Below are 17,941 nucleotides of genomic sequence, written 5' to 3'. Positions count from 1 at the left end.
TAGATAAAGGAAAAAAACGTGCAAGTAAGCGTAACGACTAATCAGCAAGTTGTAGTGGGTCTGGGGCTCACCGGGCTGTCCTGCGCACGTTATTTATCACGTAAGCAGCTACCCTTTGCTGTTGTTGATAGTCGTCAATTACCCCCAGGTCTCGATGCATTTAAGGCTGAATTTCCTGATGTATCGTTGACGCTGGGTGATTTCAATCCGACATTATTAGCTAATGCAGAGCGCTTGGTGGTCAATCCGGGGGTGGCGTTAGAGGAGCCAGCTATCGCAGAGGCGGTGGCTAAGGGTGTGCAGGTTTGTGGTGATATTGATTTATTTGCTGCTGAGGCGGTTGCGCCCATTGTGGCGATTACTGGCTCCAATGGTAAATCAACAGTGACTACGCTATTGGGTGAAATGGCACGCCAGGCCGGTAGAGAGGTGGCGGTGGGTGGCAATATTGGTGTTCCAGTATTGGATTTATTGCTGGCTGATGAGCCTGATCTGTATGTGCTGGAGTTATCCAGTTTTCAGTTGGAGCGCACCGCGGACCTGAGTCCAGCAGTAGCGACTGTATTAAATATCAGCGCGGATCACATGGATCGCTACGAAAGTCTGGCGGCCTATCAACAGGCAAAGCATCGAATTTTTGCTGGCGCGAAAAAAGTGGTGGTAAATCGTGCTGACAAATTATCCCAGCCGCCATTAAATCGTAAGGCACAGCTGATTAGTTTCGGTTTGGATGCGAGCGCTGATGATTTTGGCGTCGCCACTATTGAGGGTGATGATTATCTGATTTTTCAATCGAAACCCTTAATGTCGGTGCAAGAGTTGTTGATTGTCGGTCATCACAATATTGAAAATGCACTGGCAGCCTTGGCGCTTGGTCATGCTGCTGGGCTGGAGATGGCGCCGATGCTGGCGGCTCTAAAAACTTTTACCGGTTTACCGCATCGTTGTCAGTTCGTCGCTGAGTTGCACGGGGTGCGTTATTACAATGATTCAAAGGGTACCAATGTCGGTGCGTCCATTGCCGCCATTCAGGGATTGGCGGCGAGTGCTGAAAAAATTGTATTGATTGCTGGTGGTGTGGCTAAGGGTGCAGATTTTTCACCGCTGCTACCCGTGTTAAAGCAGTTTGTCCGCGCAGTAATTATTATTGGCGAGGCAACGCCGCAGTTAATCGAATTATGTGGGGGTAGTGTTACTGCTATTGCTGTCGACAGTTTATCGCAAGCAGTAACTGCTGCTGGTGAATGTGCGCAGGGTGGTGATGCGGTATTACTTTCTCCGGCTTGTGCCAGCTTCGATATGTTCAATGATTATCAGCACCGTGGCGAGCAATTTTCCGCGTCAGTGTTAGCGTTAGCGGGGAACAGCTAATGGGTGCGGTGATGCTTAATAATAGTAAGCGGTCGGCAATGCCATTGGCGATTCCGAACAATATTATTCCCAGTGGTCTATTCAGATGGGGCAATGTAGATACGTTACTGCTAGGCGCGGCAATGGCCTTGATCGTTATCGGTTTTATTGCGATGACATCGGCTTCGATTGAGTTCGCAGCTGAGCGTTACGGTAATCCATTTTTTCATGCGCAACGTTATTTGTTTCATTTAAGTTTGGGTGTGGTTGCGGCATTAGTGACATACCGCATTCCTATGAGCTTTTGGCAGAGCAGTGGTTGGTTTTGGTTGCTGGTGGGTTTTGCATTGTTAATTCTGGTGCTGATTCCGGGTATAGGTCGAGAGGTGAATGGTAGTCGGCGCTGGGTGGCTTTGGGCCCGTTAACACTGCAGTGCTCTGAGTTGGCCAAGGTCTGCGTCATTATTTATTTGAGTGGGTATTTAGTTCGTCGACAAGATGAAGTGCGGGAAGAGTGGAAAGGTTTTATTAAGCCGATGGCGGTTTTATTTTTAGTCACACTGTTACTTATGTTGGAGCCCGATTTTGGTGCCACGGTAGTGACCTTGGGTACCGCTTTCGGCATGATTTTTTTGGCGGGTGTACGTCTGTGGCAATTTTGTTTAGTGATCATGGCAGCGATGGCGGCGCTGGTTATTTTGGTCATTAGTGAGCCCTATCGCATGAAGCGCCTAACGGCATTTACCGATCCCTGGGCGGATCAGTTTGATTCTGGTTACCAATTGACGCAATCACTGATTGCCTTTGGTCGTGGTGAGTGGTTTGGCGTGGGACTGGGTAATAGCATTCAAAAATTATTTTATTTACCGGAGTCACATACTGATTTCGTGTTTGCGATTTATGCCGAGGAGTTTGGCTTTGTTGGTGCTGCGGTGCTGATTGCATTGTTTGGTTTGTTGGTCGTGCGGATCTTGCAAATTGGTCGCCGCGCGGAGCAGTTGGGACAGCTATTTAACAGTTATATCGCTTATGGCATTGCGTTAATGATTAGTGGCCAGGTGTTCATTAATATCGGTGTAAATACCGGATTGCTTCCTACTAAAGGCCTCACCCTGCCATTTTTAAGTTATGGCGGTAGTAGCTTAATGGTGTGTTGTGCATTGGTCGCAATGGTGTTGCGTATCCATGCGGATGTTGAGCTTGTTGCCAACGGTGCTAGTAGTACCAATAACAAGAAAGCAAGAAAATCAGCTGCAGATACCCGGGGAGGTAGCGATGAATAAATCGATTGCGCCTTCGGTATTAATAATGGCCGGTGGTACCGGTGGTCATGTTTTTCCTGCACTGGCGGCGGCTGAATGTTTGCAGGCAAAAGGTATTCATGTGGAATGGCTGGGGACTCGACGCGGCATAGAATCGCTGTTAGTGCCCGCGGCCAATATTCCTATCCACTTTATTACTGTGTCAGGTTTGCGCGGTAAGGGTGTCTTGAGTGTGATTAAGGGGTTGTTGCAAGTGGTGAGTGCGCTTTGGCAATCGGTAAAAGTTTTGGCGCAATTAAAGCCTGTGTGCGTGTTGGGTATGGGCGGTTTTGCTTCCGGTCCCGGTGGCTTGGCTGCAGTATTAACCGGACGGCCCTTGGTTATTCATGAGCAAAACTCAGTGGCAGGGACCACCAATAAACTATTGGCCAAAATTGCCAGCAAAGTATTGCTGGCATATCCAAAAGCACTGGTAAGTAGCAAGGCATTGCATGTCGGTAATCCGGTGAGAAAAGAAATTGCACAGCTGCCTGCGCCAGAGCAGCGCGGCATTGGTTCAGCAGAAAAAATTCGCTTATTGGTATTGGGCGGCAGTCTTGGTGCCAAACCGATCAATGATTTACTGCCAGCGGCGCTAGCGCTAATAGATGGTAGCAGTCAGCCAGAGGTGTGGCACCAAACCGGTAAATCACACATTGATGAAGTGCGTGCGGCCTATCAGCAAGTGGGAATTACCGTAAAAGCAGAAGCCTTTATCAGCGATATGGCTGCTGCCTATCAATGGGCCGATGTCGTGTTATGTCGCGCCGGAGCTTTAACCGTTGCCGAATTAACCGCCGCTGGAGTGGGCTCTTTATTGGTGCCGCTGCCACATGCGATTGATGATCACCAAACCGGCAATGCGCAATGGTTGGTAGAAAACGATGCCGGAAAAATGTTGCCGCAAGCACAATTGGATGCCCCTACATTATCAGGAGTGTTACAGGATTTGAGCAGTAATAGAGCGCCATTATTGGCAATGGCAATAGCGGCTAGGGCATTAGCTAAAACAGACGCAGCAGAACAGGTAGCCAACACCTGTTTGGAGGTGGCGAATGGTTAAGCCTACTAGCGTTTCCGCTTTTGTAGTGCCAGAAATGCGCCGTATTAAGCGTATTCATTTTGTTGGTATCGGCGGCGCTGGTATGTGCGGTATTGCTGAAGTGTTATTGAATACCGGTTACGAGATTTCAGGTTCTGACATTCAGGAGTCTGCGACTACCCGGCGTTTAGCAACAATGGGGGCCATTATTTTTATCGGTCATGTTGAGACCAATATTACCGGTGTAGATGTAGTGGTGACATCTTCAGCAGTGAAGCACGATAACTCTGAAGTTAATGCTGCTAGAGCGTTTCGTATTCCTATTGTGCCCAGAGCTGAAATGCTCTCGGAATTAATGCGCTATCGACATGGTATTGCGATTGCCGGTACTCACGGTAAGACCACGACCACGAGTTTAATCGCCTCAATTTTTGCCGAAGCTGAATTGGATCCGACATTTGTTATTGGTGGCTTGCTGAATAGTGCGGGCACTAATGCGCGCTTGGGTGAAAGCCGGTATTTGATTGCTGAGGCGGATGAAAGTGACGCTTCTTTTTTACATCTGCAACCGATGGTGTCGGTCATCACCAATATTGAAGCAGACCATATGGCTACCTACGAGGGTGATTTCAATAAGCTGAAAAAAACCTTTGTCGAGTTTTTACATAATTTGCCGTTTTATGGCATGGCAGTGATGTGTATTGATGATGATGTAGTTCGCGAATTATTACCCGCGGTGGGTCGCTCTATTTTGACTTATGGCTTTAGTGAGGATGCGGATTTTTCAATCTCCAATATCAGCAAGCAAAGTCTTAAAACCTCGTTTACGGTTTCGCGCCCTGCCGGCTTGTCGCCTATCAATGTCACTATCAATATGCCGGGTGATCACAATGTATTAAATGCGACCGCAGCGATTGCAGTGGCTACTGATGAAAATATTGATGATCAGGCAATACAGCGCGGTTTGGAAAACTTTCAGGGTGTTGGGCGCCGCTTCCAACTATACGGTGAGTTTGAAATTGATAATGACGGTGGATCGGTGCTGTTGGTGGACGATTATGGTCATCACCCTACCGAGGTGGCCGCGACTATTTCCGCGGCGCGGCAGGCGTGGCCAGAGCGTCGCTTGGTAATGATTTATCAACCGCACCGCTATACCCGTACCAAAGATTTGTATGAAGACTTTGTGCGTGTGCTTTCTACGGTAGATAGCTTGTTGTTATTGGAAGTGTACTCGGCAGGTGAAGAAGTGATTACCGGAGCTGATGGTCGCAGTCTCAGTGGCAGTATCCGCAGCCGTGGTCAGGTTGACCCGGTGTTTGTAGAAGATATTGCCGATGTGGCAGCGGTGTTGAAAAACGTGATACAGCCAGGTGATGTGGTGTTAACGCAGGGGGCGGGTAACGTTGGTGGTATTGCTGGCCAATTGGCAGCAGGTCAATTAGGTAGGGCCTGTGATGAGTAATGAAATGATAAATGATGTAGCGCAATTGTTAGCATCACAATTGCAAGGCCCGGTGGCTTTGTTACTTGGTGGGCATTCTGCGGAGCGTGAAATTTCCTTGCAAAGTGGCGAGGCTGTTTATCAGGCATTGAAAGCTAAAAATATTGCTGCAGAAAAAATTGATACTAAAAATGACGACTGGTTGGAACGGGTCGCCAAATTTAAACATGCGTTTATTGCTCTGCACGGCGGCGATGGTGAAAACGGTAATGTTCAGGCTGAGTTGGAAAAAATAGGTTTAAGTTATACCGGTAGTGGAGTCGCTGCCTCGGCGAAGGCGATGGATAAAGTTCACTGTAAAAAAATATGGGAAAAAATCAATTTATCGACGCCGTCGTTTGTTGAGTTAACTGAAGACAGTGATTGGGTGGGTATTATTCAGCAGTGGGGTACTGTGATTATCAAACCGGCGACTGAAGGTTCCAGTATTGGTATGGCGGTGGCCAACACGGCTGAACAGTTAGCAGCAGCTTATCAACAAGCCAAGCCCTATGGCAGTTTGGTGATGGCTGAGCAATGGGTGAGTGGTGCGGAATTTACCGTTGCGATATTGGGTGATAAACCACTGCCGCCAATAAAACTGGAAACGGATCATGGCTTTTATAATTACGATGCAAAATATATTGCTGAGGATACCCGTTATATCTGTCCTTGTGGTTTATCAGCAGAAAAAGAACAGGAGTTGCAACAGTTGGCTTTGGCGGCATTCGATAGCGTTGGTTGCAAAGGCTGGGGTCGCGTCGATGTGATGCAGAATGAACAGGGACAATTTTATTTACTGGAAGTAAATACTGTTCCAGGTATGACCAGCCATAGTTTGGTGCCGATGGCAGCAAAAGCGGCCGGATTGAGTTTTGCCGATTTAGTACTGAAAATTTTACAGCTGAGTATTGCGGAAGCTAAAAATTAAATGATGCAGCTACGGTTTAACAGCAAGAAAACAAAAGTGCGCGGGGCCAGCAGCAAGCAGTCAAAACCGTCACGCACCTTCAATGGCAGGCAGTTTTTACCTGTGCTGTGGCTGTCGGTAGTGATTGCGTTGTCTGTTGTCGTTGTACAGGTAGTTGCTGGCAAGTTGGATCAACCGGTAAGCCGAGTGGTGATTAATGGCGACTTCGTTAATGTCGAGCGGCAACAATTAGTGGCGGCAGTTGAAGTATTTTTAGGTAGTGGTTTTTTGTTATTGGATTTAGATGGTATTCGTCTGCAGCTTAACCAGCAGCCCTGGGTTTTTGATGTGATGGTAGAGCGGCACTGGCCTGACGAGATAGCGATTACTGTGATAGAACAAAAAGCGATCGCTCATTGGGGGGATCACGCTTATCTAAATCATCGTGGAGAGGTTTTTTCGCCGGATAAGCGGGCTGCCAATGGCAGTGGTTTGCCAGAATTGTTGGGGCCTAAAGACAGTGAGCAGCAAGTGATGAATCACTTTCGGAGTTAAGCAAGGGTTTAGCTTCCCAGCGTTTGGAACTTAAAAAGTTAGCTTTAACGGAAAGCGGTAATTGGTCGCTGGTGCTGACTAATGGGATAGAGGTTGAGCTAGGTGATAGTGAAGTAATGGAAAAAATGCGCAGATTATTGGCAACCTATGCACAGGGTTTATCCGCAGATTTCGCTCAGATTAAAACGATTGATATGCGTTATAGCAATGGTTTTGCAGTGGGCTGGCGCAGTGAGAAATCATAATGATTAAAATTTTAGCAATGACTTTAATAATGGGGAGTGCTGTCTAATGGGCACCGGAACAGACAATAAAATGATTGTCGGTCTAGATATAGGAACGTCTAAAGTCGTAGCCATTGTTGGTTCGATTACGGAAGAGGGCGGCTTGGAAATTGTGGGTATTGGCTCGCACCCTTCACGCGGTTTAAAGAAAGGCGTGGTGGTTAATATTGAATCCACAGTGCAGTCCATTCAGCGTGCTATTGAAGAGGCGGAGTTGATGGCAGGATGCCAAATTCATTCGGTTTATGCCGGTATTGCCGGCAGTCATATCCGCAGTTTAAATTCACACGGTATTGTCGCGATTCGTGATCGGGAAGTGTACGCACTGGATTTGGAGCGAGTGATTGACGCGGCGCAGGCAGTGGCGATTCCGGCTGATCAAAAAATTCTGCATATTCTGCCGCAGGAATATGTCATCGATACTCAGGAAGGTATAAAAGAACCGTTAGGTATGTCGGGTGTGCGTCTGGAGGCCAAGGTTCACTTGGTTACTTGTGCAGTAAATGCGGCTCAAAATATTGAAAAATGTATTCGGCGTTGTGGCCTGGAAGTAGAAGATATTATTTTAGAGCAGCTGGCATCAAGTTATGCCGTGTTAACTGAAGACGAGCGTGAATTAGGTGTTTGCCTGGTAGATATTGGTGGTGGTACTACCGATATTGCAATTTTTACCGAGGGAGCCATTCGTCATACCGGTGTAATTCCAATTGCCGGTGATCAGGTAACTAACGATATTGCGATGGCGCTACGAACACCGACGCAAAACGCCGATGAAATAAAAATTAAATATGCTTGTGCATTAACGCAGTTGGCCGGGGCCGATGAAACGATCAAAGTTCCCAGTGTTGGCGATCGTCCGCCGCGTGATTTGTCGCGTCAAGCTTTAGCCGAAGTAGTTGAGCCGCGTTATGACGAATTATTTACGCTGGTACAAGCCGAGCTGAGACGCAGTGGTTATGAAGACATGATTGCTGCTGGCATCGTGCTAACCGGTGGTACTTCTAAAATGGAAGGAGTCGTTGAATTGGCTGAAGAGATTTTTCATACCCCGGTACGAATAGGTGCGCCACAGAATGTAGAAGGTCTTGCTGATATCGTTCGCAATCCTATTTATTCCACGGGTGTTGGTTTGTTGCAATACGGCTTGAAGCAACAAACGGAAGGTCGTGTAGGTGGTTCGCGGCCACAGGTTTCGTCGGAAAGTATTTTTAGTAAGGCCAAAGAATGGGTCAAAAGTAATTTTTAATACTGTTATTTAAACTTTTAATTGCAAGATCTCTGAAACCGATTCGTCGGCGACAGAAATAAAAAACCAAGGGAGAAAAACCATGTTTGAGCTAGTTGATAACGTACCACAGAGCGCGGTCATAAAGGTTGTAGGTGTGGGAGGCGGTGGCGGTAATGCCGTTAAGCACATGATAGCGAATAACGTAGAAGGTGTAGATTTCATCTGTGCCAATACCGACGCGCAAGCCTTGACCAATATTGATAACACCACCGTATTGCAGTTAGGCGGAAATATTACTAAAGGTTTGGGGGCTGGTGCCAATCCGGAAGTAGGTCGTCAGGCTGCTCTAGAAGACCGGGATCGTATTGCCGAAGCACTGCAAGGTGCTGATATGGTCTTTATCACCGCCGGTATGGGCGGTGGTACTGGCACGGGGGCTGCACCAGTGGTGGCCGAAGTTGCCAGAGATATGGGTATATTAACTGTCGCTGTAGTTACCCGGCCATTTGGTTTCGAAGGTAAAAAGCGATTGCAAATTGCTGAATACGGGATGAAAGAATTGCAGCAGAATGTTGATTCTTTAATCACTATTCCCAATGACCGCTTACTGGATGTGTTAGGAAAAAGTGCCAGCTTGTTAGAGGCATTTAAAACCGCTAACGATGTGTTGCTAGGTGCGGTTCAGGGTATTGCCGATTTGATTATCCGCCCGGGGATGATCAATGTGGATTTTGCAGATGTGCGCACGGTTATGTCTGAAATGGGCATGGCGATGATGGGAACAGGTTGCGCGCGAGGTGAAAATCGAGCTCGCGAAGCTGCTGAAGCCGCTATTCGCAGCCCGTTACTGGATGACATTAACTTGCAGGGCGCGCGCGGTATTTTGGTCAATATTACCGCTGGTTTGGACCTGTCTTTGGGTGAGTTTTCCGAGGTGGGTGACACTATCGAAGAATTTGCTTCAGATAATGCCACCGTTGTGGTGGGAACTGTTATTGACCCAGAGATGTCAGATGAAATACGGGTTACTGTGGTCGCCACTGGTTTGGGTAGCGATCAGCTCAGCGAAGCGCCATTAAAAGTGGTTGAAAATAAACTAGCTGATACAGTTAACCCTGATTACCGAACGTTGGATCGTCCAACTGTCATGCGTAATAACCCTCAGGTAGCGATGGGTCGCGAAGCGGCTGTACCTAAAGAGGACAAGGATATGGAATATTTGGATATTCCTGCCTTTTTACGTAGACAGGCGGATTAAATCGTTTGGTTACGGGTCTCAGGATCTAGCAAAGAATATGGTTTGGCGCAGGGATGCGCTGCTTTAAAAGGGAGTTAATGGGTTTGGTGTTAGGCCAGTTCTCTGGTAGTATTCGCGCCTCACTTCTAAGGCTTCGGTGGTTTTTTGTCCATATTTAGCCAGATGCTGCAGGTTTCAGCGCTTTTTGGGGTAAGTCATCACTCCGCGCATACGATCAGAACCAATGAAGATTTGCCATGATTAAACAACGTACTCTACGCAATGCCATCCGCGCTACCGGTATCGGCCTCCATTCCGGTGAAAAGGTGTACCTCACACTACTTCCAGCTCCTGTCGATTCCGGGATTATTTTCCGTCGCACCGATCTGGATCCGGTGGTCGAAATAGCTGCCAGAGCCGAGAATGTCGGCGACACTATTCTCTCGACTACTTTAATGAAAGATGATGTTCGGGTTTCTACCGTCGAGCATTTACTGTCGGCAATGGCAGGCTTGGGTATTGATAATGCCTATGTAGAATTAAGTGCTGCTGAAGTCCCGATTATGGACGGCAGTGCTGGCCCATTTGTATTCCTTATCCAATCAGCGGGTATTGAAGAACAGCCAAAGGCCAAGCAATTTATTCGTATTAAGCGCCCAGTTACGGTGACTGATGGTGATAAAGTAGCCAGTTTCCTGCCTTTTGATGGCTTTAAAGTGTCTTTTACCATTGATTTTGATCATCCAGTATTTCGTGATCGTACCGGTAAGGCTGCGCTTGATTTTTCCAGTACCTCCTTTGTAAAGGAAGTTAGCCGGGCACGTACCTTTGGTTTTATGCATGAAATTGAATACCTACGCTCCAAGGGCTTGGCTCAGGGCGGCAGTGTTGATAACGCGATAGTGGTAGATGAGTACCGTATCCTCAATGAAGATGGCTTGCGCTATGAAGATGAGTTCGTTAAGCACAAGGTGCTGGATGCCATCGGTGACTTGTACTTGTTGGGCAATAGCTTGATTGGTGAATTTAAAGCTCATAAGTCTGGTCATGCCCTTAATAACGCTTCTTTGCGGGCCTTGATTGCGCAAACTGATGCCTGGGAAGTGGTGACTTTTGAGGATCAGTCAAAAGCGCCTATTTCGTATATGGCACCCGTTGCTGTCGCCTAAATACAACGGCAGCATTTGACTGCCGTTAATATTTGTCCAAAGTTTGACCGCGTTCACTATTTTATAGCCCCTAAAATTGGTATTAATTGGAGTTATATGCGATATTTACCCCCACAACGCAACCAGATTCTATTTAATCTCACTATCCAGCTGAAAATTCTATGAAAGTCATTATCGTCAGCGGTAAACACGGCCAGTCGAAATCGATTTCACTTGGTCGCTGGACCCGCACATTGCTTTCTCTGTGCCTATTGGGCGTGCCGTTGGGTATGGGGGTAGTGGCTGGTTATGAACTCGCAGATAACGAGGGAGAAGTGTTAGATTTGCAGGCACTGTCTGCAATGAAAGAAAAAAATCGTAAAGAACAGGAATTGGTTGCCAATACCAAAAAAGAGACTGAGCAACGTGTACAAGCGCTTACTCTTCGAATGGCAGAAATTCAAGCTCGGCTAGTCCGCTTGGATGCGCTGGGCGAACGTATCACCACCGTCGCCAAGTTAGACAAAGGCGAATTCGATTTTAGTCAATTGCCGGCTCTCGGTGGTCCCGAAACTGACGAGCAAGGCGCTTTCTACGAAAACCCCGATTTTGTCGATGCCATGAATAATCTTGTGGCCCGCGTTGATGATCGTGAACAGCAGCTAGAAATTCTTGAAACCTTATTAGCCAATCGTAAAATTGAAGATGAAGTATTCTTGGCTGGTAGGCCGATTAAGAAAGGCTGGATGTCGTCGCACTTTGGCCATCGTACGGATCCCTTTAATGGCCGCTTGGCGATGCATGAAGGCGTTGATTTTGCCGGTAAGTTAGGCAGTGATATTGTTGCAGTGGGTTCTGGTGTCGTTACTTGGTCCGGTGAGCGTTACGGTTATGGTCAGTTGGTTGAGATTAACCACGGTAGCGGATACATTACTCGCTACGCTCATAATCTGGAAAACAAAATTGAAGTGGGTGATATTGTTAAGAAGGGGCAGGTTATCGCCTTGATGGGAAGCAGTGGTCGGTCTACGGGGCCTCACGTGCATTTCGAAGTCTATAAACATGGTCGCCCTGTTGACCCTGCCAGCTATATTCATCGCGCCAGTCGCTGAATTTTCTCTTCCAGTTATTTTCTTTTTGCGTGAGCTATTTGCTCACGTTTTTGCGTTCAAACAATAACAGTTATAAGTAGTCATATTATGTTGGGAAATATCGCCAAAAAAATCTTCGGTAGTAAAAATGACCGGACGCTCAAGCGCATGGGTAAAACTGTGCAAGAAATTAACGGTTTTGAGGAAACCCTCCAAGCGTTAAGTGACGAGCAATTACAACAAAAAACCAGTGAATTTAAACAGCGTTTAAGCGAAGGTGAAAAACTGGATCAAGTATTATCCGAAGCTTTTGCTGTCGTTCGTGAGGCAGGCAAACGTACTTTAGGTTTACGTCACTTCGATGTGCAATTAATTGGTGGTATTACCTTGCATCAAGGGCGTATTGCAGAAATGCGAACGGGTGAAGGTAAAACTCTGGTTGCTACTTTACCTGTTTATCTGAATGCATTAACTGGCGAAGGCGCGTTTGTCATTACAGTAAATGATTATTTGGCAAGTCGTGATGCTAATTGGATGCGGCCGCTGTATGAATTTCTAGGGTTAACTGTAGGTATTGTTGTTTCTGGCCAGGATCCTGAAGCCAAGCGTGCTGCTTATGCGTGTGATATTACCTACGGCACCAATAATGAATTCGGTTTTGATTATCTGCGCGACAATATGGCGTTTACGCTGGAAGATCGTTTTCAGCGCAGTCTGAATTTTGCCATTGTCGATGAAGTGGATTCAATATTGATTGATGAAGCGCGTACGCCGTTAATTATTTCAGGGCAGGCAGAGGATAGTTCAGAGCTGTATCGCAGTATTAATAAATTAATTCCGAAGTTGCAATTACAAACTGAAGTTGATGAAGGCCATTTTACTGTTGATGAAAAGGCCCGTCAGATTGAATTGACCGAGCAAGGTCACTTATTTGTAGAGGAGTTGTTATCTGAGTCTGGCATGTTGGCCGAAGGTGAAAGTCTATATTCGGTATCTAATTTGGCGATGCTACAACATGTTTATTCCGGCTTGCGCGCGCATAAATTATTTAATCGTGATGTCGAATACATCGTGCAAAATAATCAGGTGGTGTTGATTGATGAGCACACTGGTCGCACGATGGCGGGCCGTCGTTTGTCTGAGGGTTTGCATCAGGCAATTGAAGCGAAGGAAGGTGTAAATATTCAGGCCGAAAGTCAGACATTAGCTTCTACTACCTTTCAAAATTATTTCCGTCTGTTCAATAAGCTTTCGGGTATGACTGGTACTGCAGACACAGAGGCATTTGAATTTTCCCAGATTTATGGCTTGGAGGTCGTGGTTATTCCGACCAATGTTGTGCCATCGCGTATTGATCTCAATGATTTGGTCTATTTGTCAGTTGGCGAAAAATACGATGCCATTGTCAATGATGTTAAAGAGCTCACTGCCAAAGGTGCGCCAGTTTTAGTGGGTACTGCGTCGATTGAAACTTCAGAAGAATTATCCAAGCGTTTCAAACAATCCAAAATTGAACACAAAGTACTGAACGCAAAATTTCATGAACAGGAAGCGGAAATTATTGCCCAGGCTGGCAGTCCCGGTGTGGTGACGATTGCAACCAATATGGCCGGTCGCGGTACCGATATTGTGTTGGGTGGTAATGTTGAAGTAGAAATTGCCGCAATGGACAATCCCAGCGCAGAGCAAATCCAATCATTACGTGACGCCTGGAAAAAGCGTCATGCAGCTGTGTTAGAAGCGGGCGGTCTCCATATTATTGGTACTGAGCGTCATGAGTCCCGACGTATCGATAACCAATTGCGTGGCCGTGCTGGTCGTCAGGGTGATCCCGGGATGTCGCGTTTTTATCTTTCTATGGAAGATAATTTAATGCGGATTTTTGCCTCTGATCGCGTACGCAGTTTTATGCAAGCACTGGGTATGGAAAAAGGTGAAGCGATAGAACACCGCATGGTGACTAACTCCATTGAAAAAGCGCAGCGCAAAGTCGAAGGTAGAAACTTTGATATCCGTAAAAATTTATTGGAGTTTGATGACGTTTCCAACGATCAGCGACAGATCGTTTATCAGCAGCGTTACGATTTGTTGGAAGCTGAAGATATTTCCGAGACGATCGAAGCTATCCGTGAAGACGTGATCAATGAGGTGATTGACCAGCATATCCCACCACAAAGCTTAGAAGAGCAGTGGGATATTTCCGGTTTGGAACAGCGTCTTGAAGCGGAGTTTTCTGCGCCGCTGCCATTGCAAAAATGGCTGGACGAAGATGACAATCTGCATGAAGAGCCTTTAAGACAAAAAATTATTGCTGAACTGGCTGTAGCCTATCAGGCAAAAGCGGATGAGATTGGTCCCGAGATTCGCCGCTTGGAAAACATATTATGCTGCAGATACTTGATAATCTGTGGAAAGAGCATTTGGCGACTATGGATCAATTGCGGCAGGGTATCCATTTACGTGCATATGCGCAAAAAAATCCCAAGCAGGAATACAAGCGTGAAGCCTTCGCTTTATTTGAGGCGATGCTAGATAGCTTAAAACATGATGTGGTGCGGTTTTTATCGAATGTTCGTATTCAGCGAGAAGATGAATTGGCCGCATTGGAAGAACAGCGGCGAGCTGCGCAGGCGAAAGATTTAGAGTTCAAGCATGATTCAGCTTCGGCAATTGGCGATGACTCAGGCAGTGGCAATGCAGAAGAAGCTGATTCGCAACCTTTTGTTCGCGAAGGAAAAAAGGTTGGCCGTAATGAAGATTGCCCCTGTGGATCGGGCAAAAAATACAAACAATGTCACGGCAAACTTTCCTGATAGGACGCTCTTCAGCCCATAGATTAATTGAAGGTATCTAAAAATGGCAGTCGGTGAAGGAAAATTACCCACGCTCCACCCGGTAGCGGGTTTTCGTTTGGGCACGACCAGTGCAGGCATTAAGCGTCCTGGTCGTCAGGATTTAGTCGTGATGGAGCTCTGTGAAGGCGCGACGGCAGCAGGTGTGTTCACCCTAAATGCGTTTTGTGCCGCGCCGGTACAAGTTGCCAAACGTCATATTGCACAACAGGCGCCCCGCTATTTACTGGTTAATACTGGCAACGCTAATGCCGGCACCGGCCCTCAGGGGTTGAAGGACAGTGTGGCATCTTGTCAGGCGTTGGCTCAATTAACAGACGTCGCTGCAGAGCAGGTATTACCTTTTTCTACCGGGGTTATTGGTGAGCCGTTACCGCTAGCGAAAATAACCGCCGCTTTGCCGCAGGGTCTCGCTGAGCTTGATGAAAACGGTTGGACGTTGGCCGCTAGCGGTATTATGACCACAGATACCCGCCCAAGGCGGCATCGTTACAATTTGATCACCTGGGCGAAACGATTACTGTGACGGGTATTGCTAAAGGTGCAGGCATGATCAAGCCTAACATGGCCACTATGTTGGGTTATGTGGCAACCGATGCGGCGGTTGAGTCGGAAATTTTAAACACTATTCTTCAGCAGGCGACTAATCAATCGTTTAATCGTATCACCGTTGATGGTGATACCTCGACTAACGATTCATGTATGTTGGTAGCAACGGGTCAAGCCGCTGCTGGTAAAGTTAGTGCTATAAATGACGCACTGTATCAACCTCTGTTAGATGCAATTACCACTGTTTTTATTGAGTTAGCGCAAGGCTTGGTGCGTGATGGCGAAGGCGCTAATAAATTTGTCACGGTAGCCGTGAGCGGTGGCGCTTCTGAACGAGAGTGTTTACAAGTAGCCTATACCATAGCCGAATCACCGTTGGTAAAAACGGCCTTGTTTGCCAGTGACCCCAATTGGGGGCGGTTGTTGGCGGCGATTGGTCGGGCTGGCGTTGAACAGCTGGATGTTAACAAAGTATCCGTGAGTATTAACGGCGTGCTAATTGCGGAGCAGGGCTGCCGTGCCGCCAGTTATACTGAGCAGCAAGGTCAGGCGGCTATGGACGAAGAAGAGATTACCATCGCCGTGGATTTATCCAGAGGGGATCAGCAAGCAACCGTGTGGACCACAGATTTATCTGATGAGTATGTTCGTATTAACGCGGATTACCGTTCTTAGGTTTAAGTAGTTCATAAATTAAATAAGTGGCAGTTAAAAGAGACTGAGTTGACAAAATTAGTACATGTCGCCGTCGGCGTTATCCGCAATGAGTCGCAACAAATCCTGATTGCGCTGCGACCTACCGAGAGTCATCAAGGTGGCTTGTGGGAATTTCCTGGCGGCAAGGTAGAAGCAGGGGAATCTGTGCAGACTGCTTTGAATCGTGAGTTAGAGGAAGAGTTGGGGTGACAGTGCTGCGTTGTCGCCCGCTCATCGAAATCAGGCATGATTATGACGATAAATCAGTGTTGCTGGATGTTTGGTGGGTTGATGCGATTTCCGGTCAGGCTGAAGGTAGAGAGGGGCAGCCTATTCGTTGGGTAGATGCAAATACGCTTGGTCAGTATAATTTCCCTGCAGCAAATAAGGCTATTATTACTGCTGTAATAGATTCTATCTCAGCTTCGTCAACAAATTGTTGATGACTGGCATCCCTTTTATTTTCTGGTAAAATCCCCGTTCTAGAAACCGACTACTTTTGTCGTTGCCGCTGTTGCGGTATTTCTAGAAATTCATCACTTCGAATCACAACATTTACACAGGGCATTCACCATGAGTCTTGCTGATAAGGTATTGGCAGTTAATAACGATCTTCCCATTCGCACCGAGTTACCGGTTCATAGCGGTAAAGTGCGTTCCGTTTATTGGTTAACTGCTGAAGATAGTCGGCGCTTGATTGCAGATAAAGGCTACGATGTGGCCGCCGATGCAGAGCTGGCAATTATGGTAATTAGTGACCGTATTTCTGCCTTTGAGTGTATCTGGAAAAGTGAGGGTGGTATGCAAGGGGTGCCGGGCAAAGGTGCCGCTTTGAATGCGATTTCCAACCATTGGTTTAAATTATTTCGCGAGCAGGGCTTGGCTGATAGCCATATTCTGGATATTCCCCACCCACTGGTGTGGATAGTGCAAAAAGCCAAGCCAGTGATGATAGAAGCTATTGCTCGCCAATACATCACCGGTTCAATGTGGCGTTCTTACGCCAAGGGCGAACGTGAATTTTGTGGTATTCAGATACCCGATGGTTTGCAAAAGGATCAGAAATTACCTGACCTGCTGATTACTCCGTCCAGCAAGGGCATTTTGAAAAATATTCCCGGTGTACCGGAAGTGGATGATGTTAATGTCACCCGCGATGATATTGTAAATAATTATGCGGCGTTTAAATTTCGCAGTATTGATGATATTGCAGTTTATGAGAAATTATTATCTGAAGGTTTTGATGTAATCAGTAAGGCCTTGGCCGATCTGGACCAGATATTTGTCGATACCAAGTTCGAGTTTGGTTATGTGACGGATAAGAATGGTAACGAAAAACTGATCTATATGGATGAAGTGGGCACGCCGGATTCTTCACGGATTTGGGATGGCGCCGCTTTTCGTGACGGTAATATTATTGAAAATTCGAAAGAGGGTTTCCGTCAGTTACTGCTTAAACATTTTCCTGAACCGGATATTTTGTTGGATAAAAACCGGATGGATGAGCGTAATGCTTTGGCCAGAGAAAATGAATTACCCGAATCGGTAATGATGGCAGTATCGAAAACCTATACAGATATCGCTGAAAAAATTACCGGTGAAAAAATTAACTTATCGGATAATCCTAAAGCAGAAATTATTGAAATACTGCGTGATCAATACGGCGTAATTGCCTAGTTAAACATTTAGTTAAGGACTGGCTTAGCTAACACCAAGCCAGTCAATTCCCTGATCCTGGTTGGCTAAAATTAAAGATTCTTGCTGACCAAATACCGCCTCTATCGCCGTTCTAGCTAGGCTTTCAGTATTGTTTTGTTCACTGATGTGAGAAATCACCAGATGTTGTAGTCGTTCGTGCTCAATGCTTGCAAGTAAATTCGCGGCCTGGTGATTACTTAAATGTCCCCAGTGGCCACCGACACGGTGTTTGAGTGATGGCGGATAGGGGCCCATCGCCAATAACTGCGGGCAATGGTTGCATTCCAGCATCAAGGCGTCGCACTGCTGATATTGTTCAATCACATGGGGTGTAATACTGCCAAGGTCGGTGAGTAGCCCGACCGATTTTTGTTGGCTGCGAAAAACAAATTGGCAGGGTTCTCTCGCGTCATGTGGCACAGTTACCGGAGTGGTTTCTATATCGGCGATAGTAAACGTCTGATGGATATTGATGGTGTTTAGGTTGGGTATCTTCCCTAAGCTGGCATATTGAGCT

13 protein-coding genes and 3 pseudogenes are annotated in these 17,941 nt (G+C 46.7%); 15 read left to right on the top strand and 1 reads right to left on the bottom strand.

Annotated features, from left to right (window positions below):
* Positions 1–18 precede the first annotated feature (18 nt).
* The 15 genes and pseudogenes from murD (at position 19) to UNITIG_RS20305 (ending at position 17,403) form a co-directional block, all read left to right on the top strand.
* Positions 19–1,371, top strand: a complete 1,353-nt coding sequence (gene murD / locus UNITIG_RS20375) for a UDP-N-acetylmuramoyl-L-alanine--D-glutamate ligase (protein ID WP_101760177.1) — start codon at positions 19–21, stop codon at positions 1,369–1,371.
* Complete coding sequence (ftsW, locus tag UNITIG_RS20370) at positions 1,371–2,633, top strand: putative lipid II flippase FtsW (protein ID WP_255399709.1); 1,263 nt, start codon at positions 1,371–1,373, stop codon at positions 2,631–2,633. Before murD ends, ftsW begins: the two co-directional genes overlap by 1 nt.
* Positions 2,626–3,714: an undecaprenyldiphospho-muramoylpentapeptide beta-N-acetylglucosaminyltransferase gene (gene murG / locus UNITIG_RS20365; RefSeq protein WP_200821392.1), complete on the top strand. Its 1,089-nt coding sequence runs from the start codon at positions 2,626–2,628 to the stop codon at positions 3,712–3,714. The genes ftsW and murG overlap by 8 nt, the downstream gene beginning before the upstream one ends.
* Positions 3,707–5,158, top strand: coding sequence for a UDP-N-acetylmuramate--L-alanine ligase (murC, locus tag UNITIG_RS20360; RefSeq protein ID WP_101760176.1), 1,452 nt, complete (start codon positions 3,707–3,709; stop codon positions 5,156–5,158). The genes murG and murC overlap by 8 nt, the downstream gene beginning before the upstream one ends.
* Positions 5,151–6,107, top strand: a complete 957-nt coding sequence (locus UNITIG_RS20355) for a D-alanine--D-alanine ligase (RefSeq protein ID WP_101760174.1) — start codon at positions 5,151–5,153, stop codon at positions 6,105–6,107. Before murC ends, UNITIG_RS20355 begins: the two co-directional genes overlap by 8 nt.
* The gene (locus UNITIG_RS20350) at positions 6,108–6,641 is read left to right on the top strand and encodes a cell division protein FtsQ/DivIB (protein WP_101760173.1); all 534 of its coding nucleotides are present in this window, start codon (positions 6,108–6,110) and stop codon (positions 6,639–6,641) included. It begins immediately after the preceding gene.
* A gap of 23 nt (positions 6,642–6,664) precedes the next feature.
* Positions 6,665–6,886 carry a cell division protein FtsQ/DivIB gene (locus tag UNITIG_RS20345; protein WP_101760171.1) on the top strand — a complete coding sequence of 74 codons (222 nt, stop codon included), beginning with the start codon at positions 6,665–6,667 and terminating at the stop codon, positions 6,884–6,886.
* 46 nt (positions 6,887–6,932) lie between these two features.
* The gene (ftsA, locus tag UNITIG_RS20340) at positions 6,933–8,171 is read left to right on the top strand and encodes a cell division protein FtsA (RefSeq protein WP_101760170.1); all 1,239 of its coding nucleotides are present in this window, start codon (positions 6,933–6,935) and stop codon (positions 8,169–8,171) included.
* Between the two features lie 82 nt (positions 8,172–8,253).
* Positions 8,254–9,411 carry a cell division protein FtsZ gene (gene ftsZ, locus UNITIG_RS20335; protein ID WP_101760169.1) on the top strand — a complete coding sequence of 386 codons (1,158 nt, stop codon included), beginning with the start codon at positions 8,254–8,256 and terminating at the stop codon, positions 9,409–9,411.
* A 236-nt stretch (positions 9,412–9,647) separates the two neighbouring features.
* Entirely contained in the window at positions 9,648–10,559 is a 912-nt protein-coding gene (gene lpxC, locus UNITIG_RS20330) for a UDP-3-O-acyl-N-acetylglucosamine deacetylase (protein ID WP_101760167.1), read from the top strand.
* Positions 10,560–10,720: 161 nt separating this feature from the next.
* The gene (locus tag UNITIG_RS20325) at positions 10,721–11,650 is read left to right on the top strand and encodes a M23 family metallopeptidase (RefSeq protein WP_101760166.1); all 930 of its coding nucleotides are present in this window, start codon (positions 10,721–10,723) and stop codon (positions 11,648–11,650) included.
* An 87-nt stretch (positions 11,651–11,737) separates the two neighbouring features.
* Positions 11,738–14,442, top strand: a pseudogene (secA, locus tag UNITIG_RS20320) (preprotein translocase subunit SecA).
* 43 nt (positions 14,443–14,485) lie between these two features.
* Positions 14,486–15,705: pseudogene (gene argJ, locus UNITIG_RS20315) on the top strand (bifunctional glutamate N-acetyltransferase/amino-acid acetyltransferase ArgJ).
* A 48-nt stretch (positions 15,706–15,753) separates the two neighbouring features.
* Positions 15,754–16,169, top strand: a pseudogene (mutT, locus tag UNITIG_RS25345) (8-oxo-dGTP diphosphatase MutT).
* A gap of 130 nt (positions 16,170–16,299) precedes the next feature.
* Complete coding sequence (locus UNITIG_RS20305; protein WP_101760164.1) at positions 16,300–17,403, top strand: phosphoribosylaminoimidazolesuccinocarboxamide synthase; 1,104 nt, start codon at positions 16,300–16,302, stop codon at positions 17,401–17,403.
* Between the two features lie 24 nt (positions 17,404–17,427).
* Here UNITIG_RS20305 and UNITIG_RS25800 read toward each other — a convergent pair whose 3' ends face one another.
* The gene (locus UNITIG_RS25800) at positions 17,428–17,916 is read right to left on the bottom strand and encodes an MBL fold metallo-hydrolase (protein ID WP_369809234.1); all 489 of its coding nucleotides are present in this window, start codon (positions 17,914–17,916) and stop codon (positions 17,428–17,430) included.
* Positions 17,917–17,941 lie beyond the last annotated feature (25 nt).

This window comes from Oceanicoccus sp. KOV_DT_Chl, assembly GCF_900120175.1.
Lineage (GTDB): Bacteria > Pseudomonadota > Gammaproteobacteria > Pseudomonadales > Dasaniaceae > Oceanicoccus.
Note: the sequence above shows the minus strand (reverse complement) of the source record. Positions and strands in the feature narration are given on the sequence as shown.